Genomic DNA, 14,549 nt, shown 5'->3' on the forward strand with positions numbered 1-14,549 from the left:
CCAACGCTTATCTTCGCGCCAGCGCATGCCGCACGCACTGTTCATAGTAGGTCTGCTTGATGGCCGCGGGCTTGAGACGTGAAGCGCTGTTATAGGTCTGTTCGGTGATGCCCAGGGCGGTCATGCGCATCCACGGCCGGGGAAACTTGCGCACCTGCAACCTTTTGCGCGCGCCGTACAAGGTGATCCCGGAAAGCTTCGACGCCTGGGCGCCGGCGGCAATGTCCGAACCCCAACGGCACACCGACTGCTGGTTTTTCGTCAGGGCCTTTGCCTGAGCCTCAAGCGAAACGACCAGGAGAAACGTCACCACAACCCACATAGAAATCCGCATAGGTTTGTCGCCCAACTTTCTGAAATAAAAGAAGTTTGACAACCTTGGAAAGAGCAAGGGGCCAGCACGGCTACGCAATTCCTTGTAGAGAGGGATTCATCTGTGGGAACAAGGCTTGCCCGCGATAGCCGCACCGCGGTCGAACAACTGAACCGCGTTATCGTTCATCGCGGGCAAGCCTTGCTCCCACAGATCCCTTCGCCTCAAGCAAGCTCCCTTGCCACGGGTTACTGGCTGGCCTTGGCTTCCTCCAACAATTGCCCAATCACCCGTTCCTGCTCGGCATACCGCCCTTCGCCAAAGTGGCTGTAGCGCACCTGCCCCTTGGCATCGATGAAGTAGTGGGCTGGCCAGTACTGATTGTTGAAGGCGCGCCAGATTGCATATTGGTTATCGATGGCCACCGGGTAGTTGATCCCCAGCTTGCGAACCTGCTCACGCACGTTGTCGATGATTTTCTCGTAGCCGTACTCAGGTGTGTGCACGCCGATGACCACCAACCCCTCCTTCTCGTACTTGCGCGCCCAATCGTTCACATAGGGCAGCGTGCGCTGGCAGTTGATGCAGTCATAAGTCCAGAAATCCACCAGCACCACTTTGCCCCGCAGTGACTCGCTGCTCAAGGCTGGCGAGTTCAACCATTGCACGGCGCCCTCCAGGGACGGCATCTCGCCCTGAGGCTGAAGCGATTCCAGGGAGGCCGCGCTCGCCTTTTCGACCAGGTAATCGATGGCCTTGGGCACATTCTTCAGTACCCCCTGCTCCAGGGTCGCAGCCCCTTGGGAGGAGGTACTGGCCAACAGGCGATCATCGGCACCCGTGCCAATCGCCACGGCTGCCAGCAATACCACGACACCGGTACCCCGGCGCAGCCAGGTGGTGATCGGCAACGACAGCTTGAGGCGGTCGGCCAATCCGCGCCCGGCCAGGATCAGCACACCCAGCGACAAGGCACTGCCCAGCCCGTAAGCGAGCAGCAGCAGACTGGTTTCAGCGCTCGCGCCTTGCAACATGGCCCCGGTCAGAATCACCCCGAGTATCGGCCCGGCACACGGCGCCCAGAGCAGCCCGGTGGCGACCCCGATCAGCACCGAGCCCACAGGCCCGGCCATCCGTCCGGCGCCGTTATCGATACGGTTGCCCAGGCTCACCAGCGGCCGTGCCAGCCATATACCGACGCGGCTGAACATCAGCGACAAGGCGAACAGCACCATCACCCACAGAGCGATTTGCCGGCCAACGCTGCTGGCTCGCACCACCCACTCGCTGCTGACCACCGCCAGACTCGAAACCAGGGCAAACGTCAGCACCATGCCGGCCAGCGTCAGCAGTACCGAGCCCCGCGAGCGATTGGCCCGGGCAAACAGAAACGGCACCACCGGAAGGATGCAGGGACTGAGGATCGTCAGGATCCCGCCCAGAAAAGCGATCAAAAGCATGGCAACACCTCAACGGTAGGTAGATAGACTGAACACACCAAATCGGGCGGCGCCTCTGTGGGAGCAAAGCTTGCTCGCGATAAACGATGACGCGGTATTGCCAGGAATCGAGGCGCCTGCATCGCGAGCAAGCTTTGCTCCCACAGATTTACTGCCACAGGTTGGCTGCCACGGCGAGTCAGTTCTGGTTGCTGCAGTTGTCAGCCAGCTTGCGATAGTCCAGCGCCTGCTTGTGGCCCGCTGAGTCGAGGTAGGTCATGCGGGCATTCACCACGCCGCAGGCCGGGGTCGGATCTTCGCTGAGGGACAGGACCTTCTGGATATCCAGGTGGGTGCCATAGGCGTAGGTCTGAGCCTGGACGTGACTCTCGGCCCGAGCCGACAAGGTGCAGATGTTCAGCGCGGCGAAAAGGCAGGCGGCGTAGACGGCTTTGGTGTTCATGGCGGTATCCTCGATGCATTCAATGGGTGTGTTTTTCGGCCGGGGCGTGTTGTGCCGCCTCGATGGATGCCATTGAATGCCCGTGAGGTATCGCGTCTGTATCGGGCAACGCGGCTTTTTGAATCCCTGTGTATCCGCCGCGCGCCAGATACACTGCAATACAAACCGCCGCGAGCCGGGCTGGTCGGCGCCTGTAGACTGATCACAACGAAACGCCAAGGGGCAGAACACCATGGATCACGTCGATCATGTGTTGATCGTGGATGACGATCGCGAAATCAGAGAACTGGTGGGCAACTACCTGAAAAAGAACGGCCTGCGTACCACCGTGGTTGCCGATGGCCGGCAGATGCGTGCCTTTCTGGAAACGACCCCGGTGGACCTGATCGTGCTGGACATCATGATGCCGGGCGATGATGGCCTGGTGCTGTGCCGGGAACTGCGCGCAGGCAAACACAAGGCCACACCGGTGCTGATGCTCACCGCCCGCAACGATGAAACCGACCGCATCATCGGCCTGGAAATGGGCGCCGACGATTACCTGGTCAAACCCTTCGCCGCCCGGGAGTTACTGGCGCGGATCAACGCGGTGCTACGGCGTACCCGCATGCTGCCGCCCAACCTGGTGGTCACCGAAAGCGGTCGCCTGCTGGCGTTCGGCCGCTGGCGCCTGGACACCACTGCACGGCACCTGCTGGACACTGACGGCACCATGGTCGCCTTGAGCGGCGCCGAATATCGCCTGTTGCGGGTGTTCCTCGACCACCCGCAGCGGGTGCTCAATCGCGATCAGTTGCTGAACCTGACCCAGGGCCGGGACGCCGATCTGTTCGATCGTTCCATCGATCTGCTGGTCAGCCGCCTGCGTCAACGGTTGCTGGATGATGCCCGGGAGCCGGCCTACATCAAGACCGTGCGCAGCGAAGGCTATGTGTTCTCGTTGCCGGTGGAGATCCTTGAGGCGTCGGTATGACCCTGCCGCTGCGCTGGCCGCGCACCCTCGCCTCGCGCCTGTCGCTGATCTTCCTGATCGGCCTGATCCTGGCCCAGGGCCTGTCGTTCGGCGCCCAGTACTACGAGCGCTACCAGAGTGCCAAGACCACCATGCTCGGCAACCTGGAAACCGACGTCTCGACCTCGGTCGCCATTCTCGACCGCCTGCCGGCTGCCGAGCGCCAGGCCTGGCTGCCGAAACTCGCCCGACGCAACTATGGCTACCTGCTCGATGAAGGTCAGCCAGGCCAGCGAATGCTTCCTGACAACGCCCCGGTGTCGGTGACTTCAATCCAGGAGGCGATCGGTCAGGCCTACGCCCTGACGTTCACCGACATTCCCGGACCCAAGCAGCACTACCAGGCGCACCTGCGCCTGGCCGACGGCAGCCCGCTGACCATCGACGTGCGCCCGGCGATGATGCCCCTCTCCCCCTGGCTCCCGGTGGTGTTGCTGGGGCAACTGGCGCTGTTGATCGGCTGCACCTGGCTGGCCGTGCGCATCGCCGTCGGCCCGCTGACCCGACTGGCCCAGGCGGTGGAAACCCTGGACCCGAATGCCCACAGCGTCCGCCTCGACGAAAAAGGCCCGACCGAAGTGGTGCATGCCGCCAAGGCGTTCAATGCCATGCAGGACCGTATCGCCGCCTACCTCAAGGAGCGCATGCAGTTGCTGGCGGCGATTTCCCATGACTTGCAAACCCCCATCACGCGCATGAAGCTGCGCGCCGAACTCATGGACGACGGCATCGAAAAGGACAAGCTGTGGAACGACCTGAGTGAAATGGAGCATCTGGTACGCGAAGGTGTGGCCTATGCCCGCAGCATCCATGGCGCCACCGAAGCCAGCTGTCGCATCAACCTGGATGCGTTTCTCGACAGCCTGGTGTTCGACTATCAGGACATCGGCCAGGACGTGCAACTATCCGGGAAAAACGCCGCGGTCATCGACACCCGGCCCCATGCCCTGCGCCGGGTGCTGGTCAATCTGGTGGACAACGCCTTGAAGTTCGGCGGCGCGGCGCAGATCCAGGTGCAGCGCACTGACAGCGGACAACTGGCGATTCAAGTGCTGGACCGTGGCCCCGGCATCAATGAGCAGGAGCTGGCCGAGGTGCTCAAACCGTTCTACCGGGTGGAAAGCTCGCGCAACCGGGAAACCGGTGGCACCGGGTTAGGGCTGGCCATCGCCCAGCAACTGGCGATCGCCATGGGAGGTTCGCTGACCTTGAGCAATCGTGACGGCGGCGGGTTGTGTGCCGAGTTGCGGCTCAGCCGGGAAATTTAACCCCGATCCACCTGTGGGAGCGAGCCTGCTCGCGATGGCGTCGGTATAGCCAACATCTCTGCAAGCTGCACCACTGCTATCGCGAGCAGGCTCGCTCCCACAAAGGTCAGCCCAGGCTTTAATGTACTCGGGCTTTGTATGCCAATGTGTCCGCCACAGGCACGGTTACACAGGCATGCAAACGCCCGAATTCCAGACACACCCCACTTACACCCGTTTGAAAAACTCCCTCGTGTTCCCGGTCGCTATTCACGACCGGGCCCCACACCCAAGGAGCCTTCTCATGCCTGCTTCCACGTTTCGTTTCCAGGGCTGGTCGCTGTTCAGCCTGCTTGCCGCCCTGGTGCTGTTGATGACCGCACTGACCCTGGCGCTCAACCCGGACCTGACCGAGGGCGTGCGCAGCGCCATCCGCGCCACAGCCCGCTCATCCTTCGCCTTGTTTCTGCTGGCCTTTACCGCCTCGGCGTTTGCCGTACTGGTGCCGTCGCACCTGAGCCGGTCCCTGGTCCGCGAGCGACGTTTCATCGGATTGGCCTTCGCGTTTTCCCATCTGGTGCACGCCGTGCTGATCTACAGCTATGGGCAGCTCAACCCCGAGTTCTGGCCGGGTCGCACCACCGTTGGCAATATCCCCGGCTCCGTCGGATACGTATTCATCCTGCTGCTGGCCCTGACCTCCTTCAAAAGCACCGCGCGCCTGATTGGCGGCAAAGCCTGGAAACGCTTGCACGTCAGCGGCATGTGGGTGCTGGTGGCGATCTTTGCCTACTCCAACTTCAAGCGCATTCCCATGAGTGCCTGGTACGTGCTGCCCTTCGGCCTGACCTGCGCAGCCATCGCGATTCGTCTGGTGGGCAAGCTCGCCCAAGCCAACGCGCGCCGAAGGAGTTCATCGCCGTCGGGCCGCGCAGCCGCCCCTCTGGTTGCCACTGACCACTCGAATTGAGCCCCTGGGAGATCGATCATGTCTGCAGATGTTTTGAAAGGCCTGCGCACAACACTCGATCAGACCGGAACGTGGCTCGGGCCATTGGGCCTGCGCCTGTTCCTGGCCTGGGAGTTTTTCGAATCCGGTTGGGAGAAATGGCAGGGCGACAACTGGTTTGCCCAAATCCAGGCCGCGTTCCCCTTCCCCTTCAACCACTTGCCGGCCAGTTGGAACTGGGAACTGTCGATGTGGGCCGAACTGCTCTGCGCCCTCGCCCTGCTGATGGGCCTGGGCACTCGCCTTTCGGCGCTGGTGTTGATGGTCGTCACGGTCGTCGCCACCGCCGCCGTGCATTGGCCGGCGGATTGGTCAACCTTGAGTGAACTGGCCCAGGGGTACGCCATCACCAACAAAGGCCACGGCAACTTCAAACTGCCGTTGATCTATCTGGTGGCGTTGTTGCCGCTGCTGTTGCAGGGGGCCGGGAAGTTGAGTGTCGATGCGCTGCTCACTCGGGGATACCGCCGATAACATCGCCTGATCCCTACTCCTGTGGGAGCGAGCTTGCTCGCGATAGAGGTGGACCAGTCACATCGAAGTTGGCTGGAATACCGCTATCGCGAGCAGGCTCGCTCCCACAAGGAGGTTCTGCGCTTAACCGCCGGATTGCGCTTGCACGCCGACCACCCCTTCCCTGTGCATCTGGCGCAACAACATCACCGCGTTATCCATGAATTCGTTTGAATCCACCCCCGCCTCCCGCGCCAGCGCAAACAACTGGTCGCGCCCAGCCAACCCGGGAAACTGCTCGATACGCTGCAACAGCCGCCAGGCCAACGGACTGAGCTCGGAAAAGCGCACCGCAAACCCAGGCGTTCGCCGCACCAGCAGCAGCGTCGGTTGCGGCGGTGGCGTCGTGGGTTGGTAGCCCGGCGCCAAGCGATGCACCGGCCAAAGGTACGCCAGCGGCCAGGCCAAAGGTGAAACACGCAAAGGCTGATCGAGCAATGCTGCCTCGTCACTGGCCGGCAGCGACTCGGCTTGCGCTTGCAGCAGTGCCATTTCGACCCACTCGTAGTGAGCCAGCTCGGCCACGAACGCCGGTTCGTCAGGCGACTGCCGGGCCGCGAGATAGCCCACGAACTCTCCGGCAATGTCTGCAAAGCGGGGGGCTACGCAACGATGCTCACGCAAGAAACGGCGTACGCAGGCCCGCCACGCCTCCTGCCCCAGCACGCTCACCAGTACCGGGAATGTGCCGCTGAGCAACGCACGCATGTTTTCGAAAATCAGGTCCCGATACACCTGCGCCCGAGCCACGTCCATGCCCGGCGGAATCGGGCAGTGATCAGGATCGCGCAGGTAGCGGGTCAACGCCTGTTGCTGTTGCTGCAGTGTCTGCATGATTTCAGCCATGGGCCACCGCCTGCCCCGGCTCGGCCTGATCCTGCAATCGGCGAATAGTCTGCAGTTCGGCGGCCAGCACGGCGTAGGGCGGGAAATTGAAGTCCCGCTCGAGCAAGGTCGGCTGGACGCCGAAACGCGCGTAGGCCTGGGCCAGCAAGGCCCAGACCAGCGGTTTGACCGGCGCGCCATGGCTGTCGATTTTCAAGGTGTCGGACTCGTCGTAGTGCCCGGCCACGTGCATGCCCACCACCCGCTCAGGCGCAAGGCCAGTCAGGAATGCCTGGGGATCGAAGCCGTGATTGACCGAGTTGACGTAGACATTGTTGACGTCCAGCAGCAGGTCGCAATCGGCTTCGTGCAATACCGCGCGGGTGAATTCCAGCTCCGTCATGTCTTGTTGCGGGGCGGCGTAATAGGAAACGTTCTCCACGGCCAGGCGGCGCCCCAGTACGTCCTGGGCCTGCCGGATCCGTGCCGCTACGTGATGCACCGCTTCCTCGGTAAAGGGCAACGGCAGCAAGTCATACAAGTGCCCTTCATCGCCGCAGTAACTCAGGTGCTCGCTGTACATCGGTACATTGAAGCGCTCCAGGAAGTCGCGCACCTGCGCCAGAAACGCCAGGTCCAGCGGCGCCGGTCCGCCCAAAGACAGCGACAGGCCATGACACGACAACGGATAGAGTTCGGCCAGCCCATGCAAAGCGGCGCCGTGAGCGCCGCCAATGCCGATCCAGTTCTCCGGGGCCACTTCGAGAAAGTCGAAATCCCCAGCGGGCGCCTCGCGCAGTTCATCGAGCAAGGCGCGGCGCAGACCCAGGCCTACTGAGGGTTTGGTAATTGAGGGGGTGACCTGTACGGCGGGGCCTTTCAGGCCTGAATGTTGAGGCATGGCACATCTCCTTGGGGTAAGAGATGGGAAGCCATGAAGGGCGATTGCCAATCAGTCTGTAAAAACCAAACCCTGTGGCCAGGGAGCGGCTCCCTGGCCACAGTTGTTCGCTCGACAGGGCATCACTGGCGCCTGCCCCGTCAGGCTTCCCACCGGTGAAAGTCAGGACTCGATAGCCGCCCCGCACTTGCCCTCGCCGCATTTGCCTTCGGCGCTCTTGGCCTGGCCCGCCAGGTATTTCTCGGCCTCAGGCAACGAGATGCCGCCATCATGGTTGGCGTCGATCTTGTCGTATTCAGCCGCGCGCTCCGGCGCCGCCGCAATGAACTCCTCGCGTGAAACCTTGCCGTCGTGGTTGGTATCGGTCTTGGCGAATTTATCTTCGCCGCACTTGCCCTCAGCGGGTTTCTTCACCGTATCGGCCGCCGCCAGGGTGTAGCCCTGGGCCAGATCGTTCATGGTCAGGGCCGAGGCTGCGGTGGAAAGGCCAAGGCCGCCGACCAGGGCCAGACCGAGTGCAAGAGACGAACTGCTGGAGAAGTTGAGCATGGGGTGTTCCTCGAAAGATCAAATACGCCAGTCACCAGCACCGGGGATCGGTGTCGGCTGGCAGGCGTAGTTAACCGTCGATGTGTATCCGGGCTGTGTCGCCAGCCGAGGTGAAAACAAGCAAATGTATCCAGGCCGCCCTGCTACACACTGGGATACACGCCCATTCGCGCGCGGCCGGCCGATCCGAACGAGCGCGGCATCGTTGTGCAGATCGCCAAACAGCTGCCGGGGAATCGCCAGGACAAGGAATGAGCCAGGCCTCTGCGACGACCGTTTTGCCTGAAGGCCAATAGCCAAGCGCCTCTGCGCCGTGTCAACTGTCGGAACGGTTAAGTTAATTGAGCCGACAGCCGATACAGGGACGTGCGGGATATTTCGCGTTTAGCTGATGGCTTGTTTATGACTGAAGATGCTGGCAACGACTCCACCGTTTCGCCCCCAGGCCTGCCCAGCCAGAGCTTCACCCGTCGCACCTTCCCGGCCATCATGCTTTTGCTGTTCGTCATGTCAGCACTGGCTATCGCATTGTTGCTCAGCATTACCGGGGCCCAGGATAGGCGCGCCCGTGAACAGAGCCTGTTTTTCGCCCAGCGCGCCATCGACGGTATCCGCGCCGGCATCGGGCGGGACCTGAGTGACTATTCCAAGTGGAGCGACGCCTACCGGCATCTGCATGTCGAAATGGACAAAGACTGGGCCTATGACCAGGAAAACGTCGGCAGCAGCGTTTTCGGGCTCTACGGCTACCAGGCGGTGTTTGTCATTTCCCCGACAGGCAAAACCGTCTATTCGGTGATCAATGGCGATATGAGTGAGGTCGACGCCGACACGTGGCTGGCCGGTGACCTGCAAGGGCTGGCGAAGAAAGCCAGCGACCCGCAGAACCGCGATGAAGTCATCGTCGAGCTGCTGCATCACGACGGCGCACCTGCGTTCGTCGCCGCCTCGGCCCTCACTGTCGGCACCGACGACAGCGTGCCCGAAATCCCGGGGCCGCCCAGTTTGCTGCTGTTCGTGAAAGTCCTTGATGCCGCCTCTTTGCAAAACCTGGCGCGAGACTTTGCCCTGCCGGATGCCCACATCACCCATGCGCCGGAGCAGATGGACACGGCCCGGATATCCCTTGACGGCCAGACCGGCGAGGCTTTGACGTGGCGTCCGGAGACCCCTGGCAACGACCTGCGCAAGGCCCTGCTGCCCTTGCTGGTCCTGGCGCTGCTGGTGTTGGCCATCCTCGCGCTGGCGGTGCTGCGCCATGCCCTGGTCATGCTTCGCGCCCAGGAACGTCAATACGCCAGCCTGTTGGCCCACCGCAAGGCACTGGAACGTAGCGAAGAACGTTTTCGGGATATTGCCGAAGTGTCCTCCGACTGGTTATGGGAAGTGGATTCGACCGGGACGCTGACCTACCTGTCGGAACGTTTTGAACAAGTGACCGGCTTCAACCCCACACAATGGCTGGGCAAGCCCCTGCATCGGTTGCTCCATCCCCACGGTGGCTCGATTTCGATTGCCCAATGGCTGCTCGGCGGGGCCAACAGCGATTCGTCGGCCCCGTTGTTATGCGAGTACACCGCGCGCAATCAGCGTATCCGCACGTGCAAACTTTCGGTCCGCGCCATCGAAGCCGGCACCTTGGGCTTTCGGGGCACCGCCACCGACATTACCGAGGAGCTGCGGGCGCTGGCCCAGATCAAGCACCTCTCGCTGCACGACCCGCTGACCGGGCTGGCCAATCGAAACCGGTTGTTCGATTGCCTCAGCGAACACCTGGACCCGGCCGACGGGGCACCGCTGGCGGTGCTGAACCTGGACATGGACCGGTTCAAGCCGGTCAACGATTCCCTGGGGCATGCCGTAGGCGACAAAGTGCTGCGGGAAGTGGCCCATATCCTTCAGCAGAACGTGCGCAGTTCCGACCTGGTGGCCCGTCTGGGCGGTGATGAGTTTGTCATCGTCATGCCCGATCCCGGCAGTCCCCGGGACCTGGAACAACTCTGTGAGCGCCTGATCGATTGCATGCAGCGCCCCATGCACCTGGACGGCAACACCTTGTACCTGGGCGTGAGCATCGGTGTGGCCTGGTCGCAACCCGGTGACGAGCGCGCCACTGAATTGTTGCGTCACGCGGACATCGCTTTGTATGCGGCCAAGGCGGCGGGCCGCAATACCTGGCGGGTCTATGAGGAGGCCATGGGCAACATGGCCCGCGACCGTCGGCGCTATGAGCAGCAACTGCGCGACGCCATGCAACGCGAACAACTGGAGCTGCGTTACTTGCCTCGCTTCGATGTGTGCGCCGAACAACTGCACGGCTTCGAGGCCCAGACTTTCTGGCACCATCCCGAGAAAGGTGAACTGGGTGGAGCGGACTTCATCCCGATCGCCGAAGCGTCTGGCCAACTGGAAGAGCTGGGAACCTGGATGTTGATCAACGTCTGCGAAGAAGCAGTGACCTGGCCCACCGCTGTCAACGTTTCCGTCGCGGTTTCGCCCAAGTGGTTCAGCAGCAGCTTCTTGCTCAATCAGGTGCGAACGGCCCTTGAGACAAGTGGCCTGGTCCCCCAGCGCCTGACCCTGGAAGTGGCCGAAGGGGTTCTGCTGATCGACCACAAAGCGGTCGCCAGTACCCTTCATGCGCTCAAGGACCTGGGCGTGCGCATCAATATCGACAAGTTCGGCACCAGCATCGCCTCCCTTCGCGAAGTACTGAACCAACCGTTCGATGGCATACGCTTTGATCGCAACATCCTGTCGCAGCTGGGCCTGGAACATGATCGCGAAGGCGTGCTGGCGATGATCCGACTCAGCCGCAGCGTAGGTCTCATGGTCACCGCCGAAGGCATCGAAAACGCCCGGCAATTCAGCCAATTGCGCAGCGTGGCCTGCGACCACGTACAAGGCCCCTACTTCGGCTCGGCCCTGGCCCGCTCGGAAATGGCCTCGTTCTTTACAACACCCCGGTGGTTATAGGGCATCGTTCTGGATGACTTGAAACCACTCTTTGCGCTCATCCAGCGTGTGCCGAATCAATTCGACAAGCATCTGCACTTGCGGCATGTCCAGGGCGTGACTGCCCACGGCCATCCATAACTGACGCTGCATCGGGTGTTCGAATACCCTCGGCAACGCGATCAGGCCACGGTCCAAGCGACTCATGTACTGAGGCAACAGACCGATGCAGGCGCTGCAACGAATCATTTCCAGCATCAACGCGTAGGATTGCACCTGCACCACGCCCGCGCGGCGTTGCTCCATCAGAGCGTTCCACGGCGCGAAGCTGTCCACCTGACCGTCTGGCTGCCATTGCACAAGCATGTAGTCGCTCAGGTCGTCCAGGCACTCGGGGCGGGTAGCCGGGCGTGAGTAGCGCTTGGCGATGTGTGGCACATAGTCCAGCCGTGCCAGTCGTTCGGGTGATTGCGTGGGAAAACTCGGCCCCGATCCCAACGCGTGCGAATCACTCAACCACAGCACCAGGTCGGCACTGATGGCTTGCAGCGCCAGCTCACTGTCCAGGGTGATAATCTGCAACCGCACACTGGCGTTGCGCCGCAGCAAAGAGATCAGGTCACGGCCCAGGATGTCGTGCAGAATCGACTCGGCCACGGCCAGGCGGACCCGTGGTTGATCATTGTGCGGCACTGAGCTTTCGTGGACCTGTGCAATCAATCGCGCCTGCAGCTGCCGGCCCTCGCGACTGAGGGTCAAGGCGCTGCCCTGGAAACTGAACAACGAGCGTTGCAGCGTCGCCTCCAGCTGCGCCAACTGCTTGCGCAGCCAGGTCGCTTTGACGTTCAGGCTGCGAGCCGCCTGCATGAAACAGCCGCAACGGGCACTGACCAGAAAACACTGCGCCACCTGAGGCGAAATGCCGGATGCCTGGACCAGCCAGGGCTCAGCGATGCGCGACGGTGAGCGATACTCGGTGACAGCCTGGCGTCCTGCGGGCTCGATGAATGACATAGGTGACTCCCTGTCGGTTGTACGGGATAAGCGTTGATGCACATTCCAGCCAAGCATAATTCCCGTGGCGAGGGAGCTTGCTCCCGCTGGGCTGCGCAGCAGCCCCAATGAGGTTGCCGCGGTCCTCCAGCGGGAATCTGGATATAGCTTTTTGGGGCCGCTTCGCAGCCCAGCGGGAGCAAGCTCCCTCGCCACAAAAGCTCGGTGCGGGCTTGGTTAACGCGCCTCCTCCAGCACCTTGCTCAACTGCGCGCCATCAATGCTCAGGGTCGCGGTGTCAAGCATGCCGTCCAGGTAAGCCTTGGCAATCTGTTCCTGGCGCTGGGCACGCAAGGCCTGGGTCAGGCGCTCGCGTACTTCCTCCAGGGTTGCTTCCCGGGGCGGCTGTTGTTCAGTGAGTTTGATCACATGGAAGCCCGCCGCGCTCTGCACCGGGTCCGATACGGCACCGAGTTTCAAACGCGCCACAGCCTCACGCACTGGCGGCACCAGTTGCTGCAACGGTTGCAGGCCACTGTCGCCACCGCGCTCGGCACTGGTGCGATCCTGGGAAAACCGGGTCGCCAGGGCGGCGAACTCTGCCGGCGACGCCTGGGCTTTCTGGCTCAACTCGACGGCTCTGCGGCGCGCCGCCTCCACTGTTTGCGGCTCGGTCGCGGCCAGGAATATCTGGCTGACCCGGTACAGCGCCGGCACTGCCAAGTTGGCTTTCCCTGCCTCGTAAGCCTGCTGCAATTCCTCCTCACTGGGATACTCGGCCGGCACCTGACTAACCGACTGCAAGTAATCACGAAACACAATCTGCTCGGCCGCCGCCCGGGTCTGGCGTTCCACCTCCGGGCGCTGACGCCAGCCCTGGGCATCGGCCTGTTCCAGCACGGCTTTTTCCGCCAGCCGCGTACGGATCCAACCCTCCAGGACCGCTCGGTTACCGAGCATCTGCTGACGAACTTCCGGCGCCAGCGCTGACAGCAACACTTTGAGCTCTTGCGGGCTGACTTGCTGGTTGCCCAAGCGGGCCAGACTCGGCGAATCGGCCGAGGCAACGCTGACGGTCTGCACCGCCGCTACCGGATCGCTGCCCGGCCTCAGGCCAAGCACAACAGCCACGGCGACCAGGCCCAACGCGGCGGCGCTGATAACAAAGGTCGGTTTTTTCACGATGCGGTGGCCTCCTCCAACGGCGGCTCGGCGGGTTCAACCTGGGGCTGCATCCGTGCCGCGTTCTGGCTGTACTCGCGCAGATAAACGATGAACTCCTGCAACAGGCGATCCCACAATTCCAGGTTGCTGCGCAAGTGATCTGCGCTGACACCTGCGGCGACCACGACATCCATTTCCATCACCAGAAACTCGCCCTGCACCGACAACCTTGCAAAACGCCGCGAAGCGTTCCATAGCTCGGCCAGACCGGCCGGCAACTCACCCTGTACCCGCAAGGCGCAACTGAAGGTGAAGTCCAGATACTGATCAGGCGCGGCCGACAGGTTGCCGAAGCGCACCGCATAACCGATGCCCTGGCTGGCGCTAAGCAGTTGCACGATGCCGTTCTGTTCCGTTTCGTTGACCCGGTACCCGGCGGCTTGCAACAGCTCGGTCAGGGACGTTGGGCTGACGTGTTCAATCAATGAAGTCATGGTCGACTCTTCCTTGCGCTATCAATGGGTGATCGAGGCCTGGGGCGCATCGAAACGGTTCTTGTAGAGGTCATCGCCAAAGCCCTGGGCCAGCTCTTCGAAACGCACCCGGGTCTTGGCGGCGAAGGGCTGGCGGATTTTCATGACGTCGGTGACGTCAATGGTTTCGTAGGCGTGGAGCAGCGTCTTGGCGACTTCGTACATCTGCTGATTCTTGACCGAACATTGCTGCACTTGTGTGTCACGCTCACTCAGTTGAGCTTCCAGACGAGCACGTTCGGCTTCCTTGCCACGGGCCAGGACCAGCAATTCGTCATAGGCTTTCTTGAACTTGCCGATCTGGTCGTTGCTGGCCGCCACCTGGGCCTGGGCCTGGCTGCGCAGGCTCTGCTCGTGCCCGGCCAATTGCTCGTTCAGAGCCTGGGCCTTGCTCAACTGCGCGGTCAATTGCTTGATCTGCTCCTGGGCTTGCCGGGCCTGGTCTTGCGCCGCCTGCCGGGCGGCGCTGGCCTGGGCCTGTTCACTCTGCAAGGTTTGCAACTGCGCGGTGGTGCTGCGCAATTGCGCCCGCAGGCGTTCTTCCATTCCTTCGCCGTGGGCCGTGCCGCTTAACAGCAGGCCCAGCACCAGCAACGCTACCGGACAATGGTTCATGGCTCGCCTTTTCATGAG

General features: G+C 62.2%; 15 protein-coding genes. 5 read left to right on the forward strand and 10 right to left on the reverse strand.

Annotated elements, in window-relative coordinates; genetic code table 11:
• Nucleotides 1-7 precede the first annotated feature (7 nt).
• From PSEUDOMOFG3G_RS15185 to PSEUDOMOFG3G_RS15195, 3 genes are all read right to left on the reverse strand, one after another.
• Nucleotides 8-322 (reverse strand): hypothetical protein, encoded by a 315-nt coding sequence (locus PSEUDOMOFG3G_RS15185; protein WP_373685084.1) that lies wholly within the window; start codon nucleotides 320-322, stop codon nucleotides 8-10.
• 239 nt (nucleotides 323-561) lie between these two features.
• Nucleotides 562-1,773: a cytochrome c biogenesis protein DipZ gene (locus tag PSEUDOMOFG3G_RS15190; RefSeq protein WP_139050477.1), complete on the reverse strand. Its 1,212-nt coding sequence runs from the start codon at nucleotides 1,771-1,773 to the stop codon at nucleotides 562-564.
• Nucleotides 1,774-1,951: 178 nt separating this feature from the next.
• Nucleotides 1,952-2,215: a DUF2790 domain-containing protein gene (locus tag PSEUDOMOFG3G_RS15195; RefSeq protein ID WP_047228959.1), complete on the reverse strand. Its 264-nt coding sequence runs from the start codon at nucleotides 2,213-2,215 to the stop codon at nucleotides 1,952-1,954.
• Between the two features lie 232 nt (nucleotides 2,216-2,447).
• Here PSEUDOMOFG3G_RS15195 and PSEUDOMOFG3G_RS15200 point away from each other — a divergent pair, with 232 nt between their 5' ends.
• The 4 genes from PSEUDOMOFG3G_RS15200 to PSEUDOMOFG3G_RS15215 all read left to right on the forward strand — a co-directional run bounded on the left by PSEUDOMOFG3G_RS15200 (nucleotide 2,448) and on the right by PSEUDOMOFG3G_RS15215 (nucleotide 5,957).
• Entirely contained in the window at nucleotides 2,448-3,188 is a 741-nt protein-coding gene (locus PSEUDOMOFG3G_RS15200) for a response regulator (RefSeq protein WP_003202589.1), read from the forward strand.
• Nucleotides 3,185-4,495: an ATP-binding protein gene (locus PSEUDOMOFG3G_RS15205; RefSeq protein WP_139050478.1), complete on the forward strand. Its 1,311-nt coding sequence runs from the start codon at nucleotides 3,185-3,187 to the stop codon at nucleotides 4,493-4,495. Before PSEUDOMOFG3G_RS15200 ends, PSEUDOMOFG3G_RS15205 begins: the two co-directional genes overlap by 4 nt.
• A 283-nt stretch (nucleotides 4,496-4,778) precedes the next feature.
• Nucleotides 4,779-5,444 (forward strand): ferric reductase-like transmembrane domain-containing protein, encoded by a 666-nt coding sequence (locus tag PSEUDOMOFG3G_RS15210; RefSeq protein WP_139050479.1) that lies wholly within the window; start codon nucleotides 4,779-4,781, stop codon nucleotides 5,442-5,444.
• 18 nt (nucleotides 5,445-5,462) lie between these two features.
• On the forward strand, nucleotides 5,463-5,957 hold the full coding sequence (locus PSEUDOMOFG3G_RS15215; RefSeq protein ID WP_047228956.1) for a DoxX family protein: 495 nt from the start codon (nucleotides 5,463-5,465) through the stop codon (nucleotides 5,955-5,957).
• A gap of 123 nt (nucleotides 5,958-6,080) precedes the next feature.
• Here the strand turns inward: PSEUDOMOFG3G_RS15215 and PSEUDOMOFG3G_RS15220 are convergent, their stop codons facing one another.
• The 3 genes from PSEUDOMOFG3G_RS15220 to PSEUDOMOFG3G_RS15230 all read right to left on the reverse strand — a co-directional run bounded on the left by PSEUDOMOFG3G_RS15220 (nucleotide 6,081) and on the right by PSEUDOMOFG3G_RS15230 (nucleotide 8,271).
• Complete coding sequence (locus tag PSEUDOMOFG3G_RS15220) at nucleotides 6,081-6,842, reverse strand: DUF2063 domain-containing protein (RefSeq protein WP_107321683.1); 762 nt, start codon at nucleotides 6,840-6,842, stop codon at nucleotides 6,081-6,083.
• A complete protein-coding gene (locus PSEUDOMOFG3G_RS15225; RefSeq protein ID WP_139050480.1) occupies nucleotides 6,835-7,722 on the reverse strand; it encodes a DUF692 domain-containing protein in 888 nt (295 codons plus the stop codon). The genes PSEUDOMOFG3G_RS15220 and PSEUDOMOFG3G_RS15225 overlap by 8 nt, the downstream gene beginning before the upstream one ends.
• 162 nt (nucleotides 7,723-7,884) lie before the next feature.
• The gene (locus PSEUDOMOFG3G_RS15230) at nucleotides 7,885-8,271 is read right to left on the reverse strand and encodes an EF-hand domain-containing protein (RefSeq protein WP_047228954.1); all 387 of its coding nucleotides are present in this window, start codon (nucleotides 8,269-8,271) and stop codon (nucleotides 7,885-7,887) included.
• A 402-nt stretch (nucleotides 8,272-8,673) separates the two neighbouring features.
• Between PSEUDOMOFG3G_RS15230 and PSEUDOMOFG3G_RS15235 the strand changes: the two genes are divergently transcribed.
• Nucleotides 8,674-11,247, forward strand: a complete 2,574-nt coding sequence (locus PSEUDOMOFG3G_RS15235; RefSeq protein ID WP_139050481.1) for an EAL domain-containing protein — start codon at nucleotides 8,674-8,676, stop codon at nucleotides 11,245-11,247.
• Here the strand turns inward: PSEUDOMOFG3G_RS15235 and PSEUDOMOFG3G_RS15240 are convergent.
• From PSEUDOMOFG3G_RS15240 to PSEUDOMOFG3G_RS15255, 4 genes are all read right to left on the reverse strand, one after another.
• A complete protein-coding gene (locus PSEUDOMOFG3G_RS15240; protein ID WP_139050482.1) occupies nucleotides 11,242-12,240 on the reverse strand; it encodes a LysR family transcriptional regulator in 999 nt (332 codons plus the stop codon). The genes PSEUDOMOFG3G_RS15235 and PSEUDOMOFG3G_RS15240 overlap by 6 nt on opposite strands.
• 216 nt (nucleotides 12,241-12,456) lie before the next feature.
• Nucleotides 12,457-13,401 carry a peptidylprolyl isomerase gene (locus tag PSEUDOMOFG3G_RS15245; RefSeq protein ID WP_139050483.1) on the reverse strand — a complete coding sequence of 315 codons (945 nt, stop codon included), beginning with the start codon at nucleotides 13,399-13,401 and terminating at the stop codon, nucleotides 12,457-12,459.
• On the reverse strand, nucleotides 13,398-13,877 hold the full coding sequence (locus PSEUDOMOFG3G_RS15250; protein WP_076385216.1) for a YbjN domain-containing protein: 480 nt from the start codon (nucleotides 13,875-13,877) through the stop codon (nucleotides 13,398-13,400). Before PSEUDOMOFG3G_RS15250 ends, PSEUDOMOFG3G_RS15245 begins: the two co-directional genes overlap by 4 nt.
• 21 nt (nucleotides 13,878-13,898) lie before the next feature.
• Entirely contained in the window at nucleotides 13,899-14,546 is a 648-nt protein-coding gene (locus PSEUDOMOFG3G_RS15255) for a hypothetical protein (protein ID WP_047228949.1), read from the reverse strand.
• Nucleotides 14,547-14,549: the final 3 nt, after the last annotated feature.

The organism is Pseudomonas sp. FG-3G, from assembly GCF_901007645.1.
GTDB lineage: Bacteria > Pseudomonadota > Gammaproteobacteria > Pseudomonadales > Pseudomonadaceae > Aquipseudomonas > Aquipseudomonas rhizophila.